Source organism: Microbulbifer maximicatervae (SeqCode) (genome assembly GCF_056232625.1).
Map to the genome: position 1 here is coordinate 2,668,763 of NZ_CP174324.1, position 16,056 is coordinate 2,684,818.

The window sequence follows — 16,056 nt, forward strand, 5'->3', positions numbered from 1 at the left end:
ACTGTGGTTTGTTAAGGAGACCGAAAATGACCCTCTCAAATACTCATCCCCAAGTGCCGGATGTTTTACCTAGCCCGCCGAGCGACCCTATTTTGCGCCTACCAGAGGTAGAGCGTCAGACTGGGCTCAAGAAGACTTATATCTATGCCCTGGTAAAAAAGGGCGAGTTCCCCACCCCTATCAAACTTGGTGAGCGCGCTAGTGGTTGGCTCTCTTCTGAGGTCTGCCAATGGGTGCAAGATCGAGTTGCTATTTCTCGTGCGGGAGGCAAGTAATGACTCTTCGTGCCTTCTCTCCCTACACACACCAGCAAGTAGCTGAATTTGCTCGAAGCTATCGGAAAACAGAAAGCGCTGAGTTTGAGCAAAAAATACTTCGTTCGAATTCAAACCTAAGCCCTGAAGATCGGAAACTCTTCCTCAGCTCAATCATGGAGACATTTGATATGGGCTGTCCTACCCCTGGTTATGAGTTGCTTTTGTTTCTATGGCCAACCGGTGAGGCAGCGTTTCTAGCGGTAGGTTCTGACTCATTTAACCCTATTGTTAATCAGCAACATGGCCGTGCTCATTGGTATCTCTCCTCCCCAAATACAACAGTACTAGGCCTTCCAGACACAGAAGTAGTGAACCTTTACCGCCTTAGAGCGGGTCTCTCTCTGGGAGGTTGGTTAGTTTGGGATGGTATCCAACTCGAATACCACCCATCAGAGGAAGCTGATGCCCTAGAGCTTCGCAATGGAGGGCTTAAAAATGTCAGCTAATATACGTGCCCTCGCCATGCCATATTGCCTAGATTTACAGCCATGTGGTCGCTATGCATTACTGAATCGCAAATATAAGCCAGTTGGTTTTAGCAGCAGATCATTTGTCTACTATGAAGAGCACCCTGTACTTTTCAATGTCAGAATTACACCCAAAAGAGCCGCAGCAATCTCCTTGAGAGGAGATCCTGATCCGAGGCGAATTATTCTTTATAACGATGGTTGTATCCCTACCGCTAACTCGGAAGCATGGCTTTTCTATCAGGCTAAATTAGCGATTTTGGCGCGATTACATCATTACAGCGATGATGAATATCACGAACAGGACAAAGCAAAACGTATCCGTTTGGCCAACTTACGTGATGCAAAACGGTTTACGGAACCTAAGGGCTTAGCGGTTTCCCTGCCGCCAAATTTATCACCACGGTAAATAAGACTATTGCCTCTATTCGGGGCGATCTTACCCCCTCTTAAATAAAGGTGTTACAGGTGTGCAGGTGTTACAGCATGGCTGAAAGCCCCGTATTTACTGGCTTTCCGCTGTCACACCTTTCTGTTACCCCAAAAGTGTTACAGCAAAAAGGTGTAACAGGGATAAGGCCCGCAGTTTTGTTGGAAGCCTTATGGGGCGGGGGTTAAAGCTAAATATAAGGAAAGCTAATGGCACGCTTTGATATTAAACGAGTGGCAGACCTAGCCCTTGATCGGGCTGATGAAGTATTGGCGCACTGGGCTCCAGATGGCTCATATCAGGGAGCTGAATATATTGCTCTTAACCCAACTCGATCTGATAGCAGCAAAGGGTCCTTCTCTGTAAATCGCAATACCGGTGCATGGGCGGATTTTGCAGCGGATGAAAAAGGTGGGGACCTCGTATCGCTGGTTGCCTATCTTGAGGGGGTAAACAATGGAGAGGCAGCGCAAAGGCTTGCTGCGTTTCTGGGGCTCTCTGAAGGGGAGTCTATACCGCCTAGCTCAACCTATAAGACGAAACCCAAAAAGCCAGCCGGTAACTCCTGGGAAGCCGTATTGCCGGTACCTTTAGAAGCAGAGCAATCTTGCCCAACAACCCATCCCCATAACGGTAAACCCTCTAAAGTTTGGGAGTACCGTGGGCAGTGCGGCTCATTGTTAATGAAGGTGATGCGTTTTGACATTCAGAAAGGCGATGCAAGATCAAAAGACTATCGCCCCTTAACCTATTGCCGGGATTCGAAGGGTCGCAATTCTTGGAGATGGAAGCAACCGGTAAAAAAGCGGCCACTCTATAAGTTGGATCTATTGGCAAAGCGCTCTAAAGCTCCGGTATTGCTAACCGAGGGTGAAAAGGCTGCGGATGCAGCTGCTAGCCTGCTGCCGGGTTATGTTTCTATGACCTGGCCCGGTGGTAGTAAAGCGCTGGGCAAAGCAGATTTTAAGCCTCTACATGGAAGGGAAGTACTTCTCTGGCCCGACAATGATGCAGCAGGTAAAGAATGTATGCTTAAGCTGGCTGCGATGCTACACACGATGGAGTGTAAGATTTCTATGGTGTGTTTAGAGTCCTTAGGACCTAAGTGGCCAGCTAAAGGCGATGCGGCTGATGCGGAAGCTGCCGGTATTTCAAGAGAGCAGCTTGCAGCTTTGATTACAGAGGGAAAGTTTTTAACGCCCTATCAGCCTGTGGCAACGGAACATCAAGCCCAAAATAAGGGCGGAAGTAATAAAGGGGCCGAGTCTGGGCAATTTGTAGTAAATGATCGTGGGGTTTTCTTCCCGATTCAGGGGGCTGATGATGAGCCTTCACTAATGAGAATCTGTGATCGCCTGGATGTGCTTGCTTTAACTCGTGACCCACAAGGAAGAAACTGGGGTACGTTGGTTCGCTTCCTTGACCCTGATGGCATTGTTAAAGAGTGGAATATACCCAGTGAGTACCTAGCGACTGAGGGCGGTGCAGAAGTACTCAAGCAGCTGTACAGCATGGGCCTTCGCGCTGAGGCGGGGCAGCAACCAAGACGCAGAATCGTTCAGTACTTACAAACAGCAAAAAGCCCCAATCGCTATGTCTTGGTGAATAAACTTGGCTGGCATGGCAATGCCTACTTACTGCCGAATGAAACCCTGGGGACTCCTGTAGAACCTCTGTATTTTTACTCCACCAGTCCGGATCTCAACAAGATAAAGTTTAGTGGTGAGCTTCAGCAATGGCGTGAGCATGTAGCGAGCTATTGTAAGAACAATACCCGGCTTTTATTTGCGGTTTCAGCAGCGTTTGCAGGGCCTCTACTAAATCTCATAGGCATGGAAACGACCGGCTTTCATTTCTTTGGTGATAGTTCCCAAGGAAAAACGACATTACTTAAAGTGGCTGCTTCTGTTTATGGCGGGCCTGATTTTGTTCGTACCTGGCGAAGTACTGATAACGCGTTAGAAAGTATTGCTGCCTCCCACTCAGACGGCCTTTTAATTCTCGATGAGATCAGCCAATGCGATCCCCGCATTGTGGGGGATATTGCCTATATGCTGGGGAATGGCACTGGTAAAGCAAGGGCTAATGATCGCGGAGGCGTACGCGGGAATACGTTTGAATGGAGGCTTGTCTTCCTCTCTACAGGGGAGCGCACGCTTGATCAACAAATGGCTGAAGTGGGTAAGAAAGCCAAAGCCGGGCAAGAAGTGCGATTACTGGCTATTCCCTCAGATACAGGGAGTGGTGCCGGTATCTTTGATGAATTGCATGGGTTTGCCGGGGGTGCTACGTTATCCCGCTATATGGTTGAGAAAGCATCCTTATTCCATGGAGTGGCCCTTTATACGTTTATCAGAGAGCTTTGCGCTAGCAACTTGGAAAAGCTGGCAAGCCAGATTCGCCGGGAGCTGGTGAACTTTGCCGCAGAGCTGTCTGATGATGTGAGTGGCCAGGTACGTAGGGCAGCAGAGAAGTTTGCTCTCGTTGGTTTTGCCGGAGAGCTGGCGTCCACTGCGGGAATTACAGATTGGCCAAGAGGCATGGCGATGGAAGCGGCCAAATCCTGTTTTAGCGCTTGGGTATCAGCCCGTGGCGGTGTTGGAAACCTGGAGGACCGGCAGACCCTGGCAGCGCTGAGGCTATTCTTTGATCTCTACGGAGAGTCCCACTTTACCCGCTGGGATCGAGAAGACTTCACAGCCGATGATCACACTGTTCGCACCCTGAAGCGCTGCGGCTACCGGAAAACGCTACAAGACAGTAATGCCCTTGAGGGACAGGCTTGCTCTGAGACTGTTTACTACGTTTACCCAGCCACTTTCAAAGCAGAGGTTTGCAAGGGGCTCAGTGACCGAAAGGCAAAGCAACTACTGGCCGCCTGTGGCGCTTTGGAGCGTGATGCAAATGGGAAATACTCAATACCAACGCGTTTGCCGAACAGTGGGCGTAACCCTGAGCGAGTGCTAATCATTCGACCTCACTTGATACCTGTTGAAGAAGATGGAGAAAGTGGTCTGCTCAAGCAGAGAGCTGCGTAGCCCATGCCGTTTGAAGGCAGTAGGCACCTTTCAACTTTGTGATGATGGCTCTAATCTCTTCCCGACTGTAAACAATTGGAAGGCGACGATATTGTTTTGCAGGCGTAAAGCCAGCGTTGGAAGTATCAACCCCAAAAACCGTTTATAAGGATACACCAGCGCATTTAGCCCGATCCGCTGGGTGTTAACTGAACAATGCCGATTTACCGACAGGTGGTTTAGGAACGCCTCGACCTCGGCAATACCGATTTCCCGAGGGTGTCGTAGTTTATGAAAGTGAATAAAGCGTTTTATCCAGTGAACGTAAGTCTGTTCAGTCCGATAGGCTAGACCTGCCTCACGAATATGAAGTCGAACGCTGGGGATGAATTTGGTTGAATGCCTGGGAAGCCTGTGACGAATATCATCCATGATAGTACCCTCACAACTGTATATAAACACAGTTATGGGTGCAATAATCACAGGTGTCAAGCCCCGAATTATAGAGCCATGGCTGACATCCGCAGAAAGGTTCCCCCTAACTTATTGATTTAATTGCGGGTAAAATGTGTTCAAGAGCAGGAGGTGTTACCAGGCGACTTGAGCCGATGGCTTACTATCTCTGGTTATTATTTGATCCTAAATTTATAACCTACTGTAAATAAAGGCTTTTTTACATAGCTTGAAGGGTCTACTTCAGAAATAGTGGCCAAATCGATAGTGAGCCACTGGCTCTTTATAAACTGTTAGCACTCTATGAAATTTAAACTTCTTGCAGGAAAACGAGCTTTAGGTAGTGCCTATTCTAAAGACTACACAGAATGGGCTGAATCTTTGCTGTATGAAGGTATTGAATCTGAAAATGTGGCTATTCTGGCTAGCATGGGGTACGAACGCGACCCTGACTCGGAAGAAATAGAAAGATACTTCTTAAAATCGCTAAAGGATCTTGGTTTAACCCTGCCCAATGAGAAAGAAGGGCTAAAAATATATGCGAAGGCTCTTTGTGAGCAAATTATATCTGGAGATTTAGAGCCAGAAAAAGGCACAAGAATTTTGGAGTCCTTCTATTCTAAATCTGACTACGAAGCGATCTATAGCATCTGGGATGTGCTAAGCGAAGATCTTTGGATGGTAAACAACCGCGACGGCTGTATTTTTAACACAGGGCTATCCGCTGAAAACAAAAACAAATACATAAAAGGAGTAGCAGTTCAGTTTATAGAGTTACTTGAAGAAAAGCTACCTGATCGTTTCTTTTATCTATGCGCATGCCCAGAGTGTGGGTACATCGGTGAAAGCGCACTTGAGGTTATTGATAAGTCATGGATGCCAGATAAGCTTTATAGGTTCATCTATAAACGGGCTCAAACGCAAAGAGCGATATGTGCCAATTGTAAAAGACCATTTCCAAATAACATGAGGGACTATGAAGGCCGCAAACAGTACCTCAGTAAAAAGTGCTAACAAGGTGCTGCTGTCGGACAAATTTTCCGCTGCGCTTCAAATTTGCTGCAGAGCGCAGCGTTAAAGGTACTCAATAGTGTGGCTCTTAAAATTTACAAGTAAGCGCAAGGCCATACAGATCTTCAAAAGGGATTTGAGGCGTAAATTGTCAGATGATTGGGGTAACAAGAGGAAGTATTTGGCCTCTGAGGTAACTAATAGTGTTCAAAGCCACTACCCCAAATTATCTAAGTATGAAATGTACGCAATATACATGTGGTCAGAGAAAAAGCAGTTTGATAAATATTGTACAGAATCTAACATAAGCCTTACCTCAATCGAGGCTAGGAAAGAAATTGGATCTGTTGTGATCTCCATGAGTAATAGCGATTCTTCCGGATTAGAATTAGATTCTAGCAACGACTTTTCTGGCTCAGGAGGTTTGGATTGAACCCATCTTTAACAAGCAAAGGCACCCGACATCAAAACCGTCGCTTCGCTATGGTTTTGATGCAGGTGCTTTAAGCGTTAAATTAATACGTAGCATGGATCATTTAAAAGAGTACAACGGAAACAAAGTTCAAGGCGATCAGAATTTATACGGCCAGAAAATCAAAGATGGCACAGAGATTCGTGTTAAAACTATTGCTGAATTCGAAGGTTTTAAATGTCAACTTTGGGCTCCTGAATTCCATAGCCTGCTAATTGATTCTGCCATTAGAGACGCCAAAGAAGCTGAGATTCTTCGTAAAAATCTGGTATATACCCATAATTCTATGAATAGGCAAAAAGAACTTAGTGATGTACCAGGAAATATCGAGAATTCGTTTAGAGTAATGCAGCTCGCAATATCAACGACTGCATCTTGCATTGGTGCCGTAGAGTCTTGGGCAAACAAGATCATCCAAGCCGAGGTTAATGAGCAGATCGAATATCAAAGATTAGATGGAGAGAAAGTAAACTGGGGTGCAAATAGAATTGAAAAGTCTGCTACTTTGGGAGAAAAAGTGTTCAATGTAATCCCTTCTATCTTAGGCGGTAAAATTATCAAGCCTCATGTGACCACACGAAAGAGGTTTGTAGATCTTATCGAAGACAGAAACGCTGTAATGCATATGAAGGAAGCACCTAAAGTTAAAGGTAAGAAAGTTAGAAGAATGGATCTTTCTCTAAAACTAATTCGTCGTAACGCATTGCTTGTTCCTAAGAACACAATTTCTATGTTCAAAATGGTATTTGAGCAAGCGAATCAACCATTTCCATCGTGGCTGATCGGTAATGTCGGTGTGTTGGAGGCGGCTGAGAATGAAGTCAAAAAAATTTAACAATGCCAGGCAAGGCGACCGCTTTTCCGTTGCGGCTTCGCCTTCACTGCAAAAACGTCGCTTGCTGGCGGCGTTAGGCACCCTAGAGAGCGCATTTATATGAATATAGATCAGGAATCCATATTATATTTGATTGCGGCATTTATATTGGGGGTATTAATAAAATCCTTCTTTCCAGGCTACATTAAGAAGAAAGGTGAAAATTTAGCAACAAAAGAAGATATTGAGCACATCACTGAAAAGATTGAATCTGTTCGGTCAGGCATTGAAATCAATACAGATGCGCACAAAGAATATGTTGGTGACAGGAAAAAATCATTAATTAATTTCTATGATGAGATTTCAACTTTTCATTACGAGTTAATGGCTGTAAATTTCGGTGATTTCCCATCCGACTCTGGAAAATCGCTTTTTGAGTATCAGCAAAGATTTTATAAGGCTACGGCGGAGATACTAAAGAAGTACCAACGTTTGGTTATTTATCTTCCGCAGGACTCGAATTTACTTTCTATTGCAAATTCCATAACCGAAAATGTAATTGAATCTAGGAAGGTTCTTAAATCCAATTTTGGCTCGATAAAACGGACCCTGATCTATGAGCACGAAGCATATATGAATATCGTAGAGAGTGATAAAACCGAATATGAAGCAGCGGCTGTTGAATCGGATAAAGCCAACAGTGCCTACTGGGGGAAAATGAGTCCTTTAGCAGACTCATTCAGGGGAATGTATCAAGCCTATTTAACAGAGTTAAACGTGTATTTAATGGAGTCGGAGAGAAATGCCTAACAAGGCAATCAACTTCGCTCCAGCCCTACGGGCTTCCGCCGGACAGCCAAAGCTACGCTTTGCCTGCCGGTTATTGCGGCGTTATGGGGCAACGGATATTAGAGATACTCCTGTATGGATGAGAGAATACAAAGGCTAGCTGAGCGAATTGATTGTGCTAGTGATGCATTTGATGATCTGGCATTAAACAATTGTATAAATGAGTGCGAAGAACTGTCCGAGGCTGATGGGTATAGAGGCCAGAGAGCTTTAATGTTCTTTTATATGGCAAATTGCTTTAGTGCCCTGGCAGCCAGAAAGATGCGCACAAGTGGATATAGGTGGAGCTGGGATCAGAAGGAAAAAATTGAAGAAATCCTATACTTAAGAAAGGCAGTAATATCAGAAGATTTTCAAAATCTAGACCCACTATTTCAATGTAAGGTGTATACAAACCTAGGAAATTGTTTGAATAAGTTCGGTAGATTTATAGCTGCAGCTGATTCATGGAGGGCTGCGCTAGAAGTTGATTCAAGATTTGCGATGGCGTTAGGAAACCGTGGTGTCGGTTTGATTGAGTATGCCAGAACATTATACGATGATGGGCACATCGGAGTTATGTTTGCACACGCTAAAGCCGATCTATATAAGGCGGTATCGAAAGGTGTGTTGTGGGACAGTGGAGAGCATCCAGAAGCACTTAGGCAGTTCCAAAAATACTATGATTATGCAGATCAAGCACTGATTGATGCAGAGTATGATTGGGATTTCGATCTCAATCAATGGCCCTTGGGCGATAGCGAAGAAGAGACTAATTACCGTGAATGGTGCTTAAGAAATAGGCTGTTCCTTTCTCCTATTAACGACGTTTGCACTCTGTCTGCAGCAGCGCATGATGTACTTCATCTACCAAGCCATTGCTATAAGGTCGATGAGGGGCCGCGATTTCCAAAATACTTCAATGTCCTCAAACAAGAGTATGTCACTGCAAGATATCTACTTTTTGATTCCGAGTCCTCCCTCGATGAGCATTATTCTGATAGAAACGTACTTTTGCTTAGCGGCTACGATGGTGCGTATTTTGGATATCGTAACGAGCAAGCCAAAACGGCGTATCGTTTGGCATATTCAATATTCGATAAAATAGCCATATTTATAAACGACTATTTTAATATTGGGTTGAAGCCTCGTTCTGTTACGTTTAGGAAAATTTGGGGGTCAAAAGAAAAAGGTGGTGAGTTCAAACTTCGTGAGTGCTTTCATAATCTAGAAAACTGGCCGCTGCGGGGATTGTACTTTTTATCAAAAGATCTCTTCGATGATGAATTTAGTGATGTATCACTACCTGACTCGCAAGAGCTAGATAAATTAAGAAACTTGTGTGAGCACAGATTTGTTAGTATCCAAGAGTATGATGCACTAGAGCCAAACACAGAAAACCACGAATACATCACAATAGATGATCTAAGGCTTAAGACTACTAGAATTCTCTCCATTGCAAGAGAAGCTTTGGTTTACCTTTCATTGGCTATGCATATAGAAGAGTTTGAACGTGAAAAACAGAGAAATGGCATAACTATGCCGATATACTCTCATCCTATAGACCGTTCATTTTCAGATCTTTAACATTGGTTCTACAAATGCCCCATAACAAGTTGATGCTGTTCGTTCCGGCAACTGCGTTGCCTCCACCGGACCTCCGCTTCGCTGCGGCCGCAGATCAAGGCGCTACATTTCTAAGGGAGTAAGATGATAGATTTTACAGAAATTGATTCAGATGGAGAGAATTGGGAGCTTTTCGCAAGAGACTTTTTAGAAGAATTAGGGTTTTATGTCGAGTCGCAGCCCGATAGAGGTGCAGATGGAGGAAAAGACCTGCTTGTGACAGAGCACTTACAAGGCCATTTAAACAAGTATAAATTCAGATGGATGGTTAGCTGTAAGCACTACGCGAAAAGTAATAAATCGGTTTCTGAGAAAGATGAAATTAATATACAGGAGCGGTTAGATTCCTTCAGGGCAGATGGCTTCATAGGGTTCTATTCCACGCTGCCAAGCTCCGGTTTAAACACCAGATTGAATCAATTGAGAGAAAATAAGAAAATCAAAGATTTTCGATTTTTTGATGGGAAATTGATTGAGAATCACTTGGTGAGAATTGGCTACTCAAGAATTTTACTTAGATTTTTCCCTAATAGTTACAAAACTATAAAACCCAAACATCTAGTTTTTAATGAATATATTCCTGTAACTTGCGATTGTTGCGGTAAAGATTTAATTGAAAATCACCATGAAGAAACATACAAGGGCGTAGTTTGCCAGGCAGAAATGTTCCCAGATGAAGGGGCAAAAGAAATCATAGATGTGTATTTTGCCTGCAAGGGTGAGTGTGATAGAGCGCTTAGAGATAAATATTGGAGAAATCACCAAGCTGTAACATCATGGCAAGACATAACAGACATATCCATTCCCTTGTATTACCTAAAATGGATTATGGGAACTCTGAACGAGATCAATTCAGATAACGTCGTTTATTCAGAGAAAGCATTTGAAAAAACGAAAGAAATCATTTTGGCATTATCTCAAATAGTCATGCGAGAAATGACAGAGAAAGAACGAGACCGGATTAGCGATCTAGCAATGATCCCAGAATGGGCATAAATGTTTCAAGCGCATGTTGTTCGCCCCTCCGGGGCTGGGACCTCCGTTCCGCTGCGCTTCACTGCGGCCCCAAATGCGTGCGTTAAACGAAAAGAACACTGAAATGGATACGACTTACTTGTAGGTAAAAGCAATCAGGTTAAGGATAACCCAGATATTGTTGGTAGCATTGAGTTTTCATGGTATCCCGTGATTGCATCGCTTCAAAAGAAGTATGAAATGCCAATGCTCACCCAGCTCTGTGATCGATTTAGTAATTACACCTTCGACGAAGGTCAGCTTAATCAGGCTAAAGTCCAACTGTTTGAAATCATGGTATCCAGGGATCTGACTGAGAAGGAGTCAGAGTTAATATATAAACTTGTCGCGGCTACTTGCTATGCCCTAGACCAGGGAATGTCACTCTATGGTGTGTCTGATTAGCCCGTCGTTTAACAAGGCCAGCCAGAGGGACCAAAAAACCGCCGCTTCGCTCTGGTTTTTCGGCCCCTGCTGGCGGCGTTATGTGATTTGAGAGAACGCAATGAAAGCCTTATCATTTTTAATAGTCCCTTTGGTGCTTTCTTCAATTAATAGCCTTGCTTCGGAAGCAAACCCAATTACGCAGATCGACAAACTTTTAAAAAGGCATGTGGACGAAATAAGAAAATCCGAAAATCTGGTCGGTCTTGGTGCGGTAGTCATTCAGGACAGCAAGATCATTGGACTTTCGGTTAGCGGCGAGCGTAAAAAAGGCGATGGTGTTCTCGTCTCACAGCAGGACCTATGGCATATTGGTTCCATTACTAAATCTTTTACGGCTACGATGATTGCTCGCCTGATTGAAAAAGGTGATTTGAAGTGGAATACATCTATCAAAGATGTTTTTCCTGACGAAAAGGACATCCATACAGAATGGAATGATGTGACTCTAGGCAACCTGCTTGCACATACATCGGGAGCAACACCCAATTTCTCGCTTTTGGTTAGCTTAAAAAATCCAAACGCTGGTAGTGAAAGAACGGCTGCAAGAGAATCAGCAGTGCGATATATACTCTCTCAGCGGCCTGAAGTAACGCCAGGTGGCACCTTTGTATATTCAAATGTCGGATATACGATTGCAGGTGTAATAGCTGAAAAAAAGGCAGGAGTTTCATGGGAAAATTTAATTAGAAAAGAAGTTTTTTCACCTCTAGGGATTGAGAGTGGCGGCTTTGGTGCCCCTAAAGACATAGAGGGGAAATTGAGTCAGCCATGGGGGCATAAAAAATTATTTGGTTTTACTAAGAGTGGAAAAGATGATAATACGCCAATAATTGGACCTGCTGGTACAATACATTTATCGCTTAATGATTTGGCGTTGTATGCTGATGAACATCTTCAAGGCATACAAGGGCGTAGTTCATTCCTCAAAAGAGAATCGTTTCAGCGTCTACATCATCCAAACTTTAATAGCTATGCTTATGGCTGGGTAATTGGTCCACCGGAAGAGTTAGGTGTTGGTAATGTTCATTGGCACAACGGCTCAAATACTATGTGGTATGCATTGCTTGTAATTTTACCAGATATCAATGCCGCGATAGCCATAACTTCTAATGACGGAAACTTTAAAGTTTCCGAGTATTCTGCTTGGGAAATAGTCAAACGTTTAGCAAAACCGTTAGAGATTACACATAAAGAATCTATGAGCTTGGACGCTATAAAGAGCACCGGTTATTGAGGCTTTATGTGAGCACAAGGAAAGAGCTATGGGCGTAAATCTGAAAGAGATTGATGGAGTAAAAATTCAGCCAAAACACTTAGCCTCATGTCACTGCGGCTTAGTAAAAATTGAACTGGATTTACCTGATGGTCTTATTTATCTTCGGCGTTGTGATTGCTCTTTGTGCCGCAGGAGATGTGCAATCGCCGCATCAGTATCGCTAGATGGCATTAATGTCTTAGAAGGGCAGGAACATTTAAAGCTCTATCAATTCAATACTAATACTAATACAGCGAAACACTATTTCTGCGGTAATTGCGGTATTTACACACATCACCAAAGACGCTCTAATCCTACTCAATACGGTTTCAATGTTGCGTGCCTGGAGGGTGTAAATCCTCTCAAAATCGGTGGTGTCCCAACATACGATGGGGTAAACCATCCGGCGGACCGAGGGTAACTCACATAACAATCAGCGGCAGAGTGATAGCCAACGCTGGGCGTTAAGTTTACATAAATACTATGGATTTAAGCTGGAACCCATTTCCTGAGTATCGAAACTTCTCTTTTAATGCGATCCATGACGACTCGGAGGGTTTTCGAATACTTTTAGAGGCTAACTGTGGCAGGTTCTCTAATAAGCAAGCATTACGTATAGAGTTTCCGCTGGCTGGCCCGATGTACTACCACAGGACAGATGAAAGCTTTTTATTATCGCCTGAAAGTACGATAGGCAATCCAAACACTACATTTCAGCGAACAAGAGCATCAGATTTAATTGAGCGATTTCACATGTTTAGCTGCAATATTTATCGAGAAGATTCTATTATTCATTATTGTATTTATACTGAGAATGAGTGTATTGAGGTTCTATCAGTAGTTGAACCCATCTGTGAACATTTGTGACACCAGAAAACATAACAGCTAGGCGATGTCTACTGGTGATTCAATTTGGATGATCGGCTTATTCGCTTGTTTCCTATTGTTTCCCCCCGTAAGCCGTCATGTTTACATCTCCTACTTAGCGTTGAATTAGGGTGATTCATCCTCCTGTAGAGCACGTTTAAGTGGAAAGAGTAGCCCTGGGAGAGTGGCCTTTTCCTCATCAGTAATAGCTTTAAGGGCTGCTTCCCGAGGCCCGGATTGGGACCACTCCATGATTAACTCACGTGCAAGACATAGTGCCTCCAACTTTTCCAATTGTGATAGAAAAACTTGCGTGGGCACTGTTGAGTAATTCGCTAAAAGACTTCCCATAACTCCCCCTGAACTCACCAAAAGTAATAATTTTTGTTAACTTTCTAATAGTATTTGTTGTTTTTATTGTAATGTCAACAAAATTTGTTAACTTGATAACTTTTATTGTTACTATCTTGGAACTATGAGACAGAGTGAATAAACAAGTGATTACGGGAATACAGGTACGGATGGCTAGAAGTGGCCTGAAATGGAGCGCCCAAGATCTGGCAGAAAAAAGTGGAGTGGGCCTTTCGACAGTTAACAAGATAGATCGAGAGGATGGAATCCCTTCTGTGCGTATTCAGAATCTTGTAGCTATTGAGCAGGCTCTACTTGCTACTGGCCGTGTTCGCTTTGAAGGGGAAACTGGTGTGTTTGTTCAGCCTTTTGAAGGCTGACAGTTATTGGGAGTAATAGTACTTTACCTGGCAATACGGGCTTGCCGAATACATGAAATCACAAGATGATTCACTTCCCAGTGTAAAGGCCCACTGAGTCGTACGGCAAGCTTGTGGTATGGTGGAAAAAGGATTAACAGCTTCAAGGAGTGAGGTAACACAATGTCACTACCCTCAAGGATCGAGGCAGAGCAGCGCTATGAAAAGCTACGCGCACTCGCTTTGGAAGTTTCACAGAATTCACTAACAGGTAATTTGAAACTAACCCAGATTACCTCTCAAGCCCTAGAGGCCACCCAAAACTGGGAATCCTCAAGGCTTCGACAGTACAACTGGGACTGGCCGCAAAACTACAGCTACTACAAGAAAAGCTACCCCAAGCGTTTTGAAATCGCCGTATGGGAGAACAACATACTTACGGCTATCTCTTTAGGCCGTCCTACCTATCATGCTACAGGTATGCGCTTGGATGTAGTGGAAGCCATGCCGCGTGACCTGGGTGAACGCTCCAATGTATTCGATACCATTATCCTAGCGTATGAAATCTATGCGCGGATGATCAATGCCAATCATATTAGGATTATGAATCCGGTTAATGAAACGGTGAAAGCCTTCTATGAGAGATACGGATATCAGTACATTGCCAAGGGCGACTACCTGACAAGAGATATATTGTGATGACTGATAAAGACAAAGTGAAACGCCTGGCTGAGGCCAGACAAAAGAAAGGCTGGACGCAAACCGAGATCGAAGAATTTGCCAAGCGCCGCAGCCGTGAACTAAAGAAAATTTCCGAGGATATTGAGGAGCCTGATCACCTCGCCTCTGGAACCCAAAAATCTATCGAAGAGATATGCAAGGATGACGACAAAGACGAATAAGCCACAGTCCAATACGGAAAAGCAGTTCGCACCGCAAAAGGGGGAAGTGTCACCGGAAGATGCCCGTACTAAGGCCACTATCTATGCAGCTCAGATTAAGGCTCAGATGAAAAGTAAGGGGGCAAAATTGAAATGAATGAGAAGAGTTGTGCTTGTCGGGTGTGGTGAATGTAATGAGTAGCCCGATTATCCACAAGGAATAGTTATTAGGCATGCTACGTGGAGTACCAATAATATTCGGCTTTATTATGCCAAATCAAAGCCCCTAGATACTCAGCTCTATGGAAGAGTTACAGCTATTTTTCGATAAGCTGGAAGAGTACAAATGCTAAGGAGCACCGTAAAGACTTGAAAGCTTCTAAAAGGGGTAGTCAAGATAATAGAGGGAGTAAGGGGAAATAATTTAGACTTGGATTGCCACTTATTTAGATCGGAGCAGCATCCAAATAATTTATCTATAATATTTCAAACTTGACCTGACAGAACATCTTCTGAAAAGCCAGTAACTGTTAGATCAAGTCTAAACCACTACAACTTACCAATATTTAGAGTATTGGGATTTCTGTGGGATATGAAGATTTTTCTGGAGGTTTTAACCCCCTCGCTCTATTTCGGCATACAGAGGGCTATATATGCGTGGTCCGGTCTCATTTTAATGGGATAGCGTGCCACTACCTGGCGCTTCCATTCGGAAGCCGCTGCTTCACAAGCTTCTTTACTGTTAAATTCAGCCATTGCCACACTTGCTCCACTCTCGCCGCTTACTGGTTTTAATGCCAGGGTTAGTATTAATACAAACTGTTCCATGTTTCTCTCCTTTTGATACGCGCCCATCAGATATTGAGGCTTTCCCTGTTCCGATACACAAACTAACCATTGGATGTAGATGGTTAGTGGTAAGGCTTTAGACCGACTTGAACCACGATTGTACTGCTAAGTGCCTAGCAATCAATTGGGCTAGTTAGTCAGACCTATGTGGGAATTGATCTTTTCAGCAATTCACTCAATCTCAATTGGACCTATCGTCTTGGATGTGAGGTTTGGCCTGTTACACCCGTCATTTGTAACAGATTAGGGGTAACAAAAAGGTGTGACAGCGGAAAGCCAATAACCATGCGGCTTACAGCGATTCTGTAACACCTGTACACCTGTAACACCTTTATTTGAGAGGGATAGAAGTTAACCCTCCCCTCCCCCCCCTTTGGCTGGGCTGAGACTGCGGACGAGTGGGTATCATCAACATGTGCGTTGTAGAGGAGATATACCTCAGCAGAATATTGAGAGGGCATTACTCAATTGCTTCAGAGTCTCTATTCGTGACGACGTGGGCAATCTATTCGACTGTGATTGCTTCTCGTGCAGAGTACGCAGATTGTGCGTACCGTGGACGGTAAAGATGTGAGTTTAATTCACTTCCTTGCATGGT

General features: G+C 44.0%; 18 protein-coding genes. 16 read left to right on the plus strand and 2 right to left on the minus strand.

The window, feature by feature from the left end:
• The first annotated feature begins 26 nt into the window (after nt 1-26).
• The 4 genes from ACJJI6_RS11645 to ACJJI6_RS11660 all read left to right on the plus strand — a co-directional run bounded on the left by ACJJI6_RS11645 (nt 27) and on the right by ACJJI6_RS11660 (nt 4,252).
• The gene (locus ACJJI6_RS11645) at nt 27-275 is read left to right on the plus strand and encodes a helix-turn-helix transcriptional regulator (RefSeq protein WP_475710506.1); all 249 of its coding nucleotides are present in this window, start codon (nt 27-29) and stop codon (nt 273-275) included.
• A complete protein-coding gene (locus ACJJI6_RS11650) occupies nt 275-763 on the plus strand; it encodes a hypothetical protein (protein WP_475710507.1) in 489 nt (162 codons plus the stop codon). Before ACJJI6_RS11645 ends, ACJJI6_RS11650 begins: the two co-directional genes overlap by 1 nt.
• Nucleotides 753-1,193: a hypothetical protein gene (locus tag ACJJI6_RS11655; protein ID WP_475710508.1), complete on the plus strand. Its 441-nt coding sequence runs from the start codon at nt 753-755 to the stop codon at nt 1,191-1,193. Before ACJJI6_RS11650 ends, ACJJI6_RS11655 begins: the two co-directional genes overlap by 11 nt.
• A 230-nt stretch (nt 1,194-1,423) precedes the next feature.
• Nucleotides 1,424-4,252, plus strand: coding sequence for a DUF927 domain-containing protein (locus tag ACJJI6_RS11660; RefSeq protein WP_475710510.1), 2,829 nt, complete (start codon nt 1,424-1,426; stop codon nt 4,250-4,252).
• Between the two features lie 30 nt (nt 4,253-4,282).
• On the opposite strand, the gene ACJJI6_RS11665 is transcribed toward ACJJI6_RS11660, so the two are convergent.
• Entirely contained in the window at nt 4,283-4,663 is a 381-nt protein-coding gene (locus ACJJI6_RS11665) for a phage integrase N-terminal SAM-like domain-containing protein (RefSeq protein WP_475710512.1), read from the minus strand.
• 324 nt (nt 4,664-4,987) lie between these two features.
• On the opposite strand from ACJJI6_RS11665, the gene ACJJI6_RS11670 reads away from it, so the two are divergent.
• The 12 genes from ACJJI6_RS11670 to ACJJI6_RS11720 all read left to right on the plus strand — a co-directional run bounded on the left by ACJJI6_RS11670 (nt 4,988) and on the right by ACJJI6_RS11720 (nt 14,630).
• On the plus strand, nt 4,988-5,698 hold the full coding sequence (locus tag ACJJI6_RS11670) for a hypothetical protein (RefSeq protein WP_475710513.1): 711 nt from the start codon (nt 4,988-4,990) through the stop codon (nt 5,696-5,698).
• 76 nt (nt 5,699-5,774) lie between these two features.
• Nucleotides 5,775-6,128, plus strand: a complete 354-nt coding sequence (locus ACJJI6_RS22760; RefSeq protein ID WP_507021911.1) for a DUF6559 family protein — start codon at nt 5,775-5,777, stop codon at nt 6,126-6,128.
• A 94-nt stretch (nt 6,129-6,222) separates the two neighbouring features.
• Nucleotides 6,223-7,002, plus strand: a complete 780-nt coding sequence (locus tag ACJJI6_RS11675) for a hypothetical protein (protein WP_475710515.1) — start codon at nt 6,223-6,225, stop codon at nt 7,000-7,002.
• 99 nt (nt 7,003-7,101) lie between these two features.
• On the plus strand, nt 7,102-7,791 hold the full coding sequence (locus ACJJI6_RS11680) for a hypothetical protein (RefSeq protein ID WP_475710517.1): 690 nt from the start codon (nt 7,102-7,104) through the stop codon (nt 7,789-7,791).
• Nucleotides 7,792-7,905: 114 nt separating this feature from the next.
• Complete coding sequence (locus ACJJI6_RS11685; protein WP_475710518.1) at nt 7,906-9,396, plus strand: LA2681 family HEPN domain-containing protein; 1,491 nt, start codon at nt 7,906-7,908, stop codon at nt 9,394-9,396.
• A gap of 123 nt (nt 9,397-9,519) precedes the next feature.
• Entirely contained in the window at nt 9,520-10,431 is a 912-nt protein-coding gene (locus tag ACJJI6_RS11690; RefSeq protein ID WP_475710520.1) for a restriction endonuclease, read from the plus strand.
• A gap of 219 nt (nt 10,432-10,650) precedes the next feature.
• On the plus strand, nt 10,651-10,854 hold the full coding sequence (locus tag ACJJI6_RS11695; RefSeq protein ID WP_475710522.1) for a hypothetical protein: 204 nt from the start codon (nt 10,651-10,653) through the stop codon (nt 10,852-10,854).
• Between the two features lie 100 nt (nt 10,855-10,954).
• The gene (locus tag ACJJI6_RS11700) at nt 10,955-12,130 is read left to right on the plus strand and encodes a serine hydrolase domain-containing protein (RefSeq protein WP_475710524.1); all 1,176 of its coding nucleotides are present in this window, start codon (nt 10,955-10,957) and stop codon (nt 12,128-12,130) included.
• A gap of 28 nt (nt 12,131-12,158) precedes the next feature.
• Nucleotides 12,159-12,572: a GFA family protein gene (locus ACJJI6_RS11705; RefSeq protein ID WP_475710526.1), complete on the plus strand. Its 414-nt coding sequence runs from the start codon at nt 12,159-12,161 to the stop codon at nt 12,570-12,572.
• A gap of 931 nt (nt 12,573-13,503) precedes the next feature.
• Entirely contained in the window at nt 13,504-13,749 is a 246-nt protein-coding gene (locus ACJJI6_RS11710) for a helix-turn-helix domain-containing protein (protein WP_444891826.1), read from the plus strand.
• A 162-nt stretch (nt 13,750-13,911) separates the two neighbouring features.
• Nucleotides 13,912-14,427, plus strand: a complete 516-nt coding sequence (locus ACJJI6_RS11715; RefSeq protein ID WP_475710527.1) for a hypothetical protein — start codon at nt 13,912-13,914, stop codon at nt 14,425-14,427.
• The gene (locus ACJJI6_RS11720; protein WP_475710529.1) at nt 14,427-14,630 is read left to right on the plus strand and encodes a hypothetical protein; all 204 of its coding nucleotides are present in this window, start codon (nt 14,427-14,429) and stop codon (nt 14,628-14,630) included. Before ACJJI6_RS11715 ends, ACJJI6_RS11720 begins: the two co-directional genes overlap by 1 nt.
• Nucleotides 14,631-15,236: 606 nt before the next feature.
• On the opposite strand, the gene ACJJI6_RS11725 is transcribed toward ACJJI6_RS11720, so the two are convergent.
• Nucleotides 15,237-15,437, minus strand: coding sequence for a hypothetical protein (locus ACJJI6_RS11725; RefSeq protein WP_371838595.1), 201 nt, complete (start codon nt 15,435-15,437; stop codon nt 15,237-15,239).
• Nucleotides 15,438-16,056 lie beyond the last annotated feature (619 nt).

Excerpts from the sequence above, each read along its gene's own strand:
- ACJJI6_RS11645 (WP_475710506.1), top strand. The coding sequence starts at position 27 with ATGACCCTCTCAAATACTCATCCCCAAGTGCCGGATGTTTTACCTAGC.
- ACJJI6_RS11650 (WP_475710507.1), top strand. The coding sequence starts at position 275 with ATGACTCTTCGTGCCTTCTCTCCCTACACACACCAGCAAGTAGCTGAA.
- ACJJI6_RS11655 (WP_475710508.1), top strand. The coding sequence starts at position 753 with ATGTCAGCTAATATACGTGCCCTCGCCATGCCATATTGCCTAGATTTA.
- ACJJI6_RS11660 (WP_475710510.1), top strand. The coding sequence starts at position 1,424 with ATGGCACGCTTTGATATTAAACGAGTGGCAGACCTAGCCCTTGATCGG.
- ACJJI6_RS11665 (WP_475710512.1), bottom strand. The coding sequence starts at position 4,663 with ATGGATGATATTCGTCACAGGCTTCCCAGGCATTCAACCAAATTCATC.
- ACJJI6_RS11670 (WP_475710513.1), top strand. The coding sequence starts at position 4,988 with ATGAAATTTAAACTTCTTGCAGGAAAACGAGCTTTAGGTAGTGCCTAT.
- ACJJI6_RS11675 (WP_475710515.1), top strand. The coding sequence starts at position 6,223 with ATGGATCATTTAAAAGAGTACAACGGAAACAAAGTTCAAGGCGATCAG.
- ACJJI6_RS11680 (WP_475710517.1), top strand. The coding sequence starts at position 7,102 with ATGAATATAGATCAGGAATCCATATTATATTTGATTGCGGCATTTATA.
- ACJJI6_RS11685 (WP_475710518.1), top strand. The coding sequence starts at position 7,906 with ATGGATGAGAGAATACAAAGGCTAGCTGAGCGAATTGATTGTGCTAGT.
- ACJJI6_RS11690 (WP_475710520.1), top strand. The coding sequence starts at position 9,520 with ATGATAGATTTTACAGAAATTGATTCAGATGGAGAGAATTGGGAGCTT.
- ACJJI6_RS11695 (WP_475710522.1), top strand. The coding sequence starts at position 10,651 with ATGCCAATGCTCACCCAGCTCTGTGATCGATTTAGTAATTACACCTTC.
- ACJJI6_RS11700 (WP_475710524.1), top strand. The coding sequence starts at position 10,955 with ATGAAAGCCTTATCATTTTTAATAGTCCCTTTGGTGCTTTCTTCAATT.
- ACJJI6_RS11705 (WP_475710526.1), top strand. The coding sequence starts at position 12,159 with ATGGGCGTAAATCTGAAAGAGATTGATGGAGTAAAAATTCAGCCAAAA.
- ACJJI6_RS11715 (WP_475710527.1), top strand. The coding sequence starts at position 13,912 with ATGTCACTACCCTCAAGGATCGAGGCAGAGCAGCGCTATGAAAAGCTA.
- ACJJI6_RS11720 (WP_475710529.1), top strand. The coding sequence starts at position 14,427 with ATGACTGATAAAGACAAAGTGAAACGCCTGGCTGAGGCCAGACAAAAG.
- ACJJI6_RS11725 (WP_371838595.1), bottom strand. The coding sequence starts at position 15,437 with ATGGAACAGTTTGTATTAATACTAACCCTGGCATTAAAACCAGTAAGC.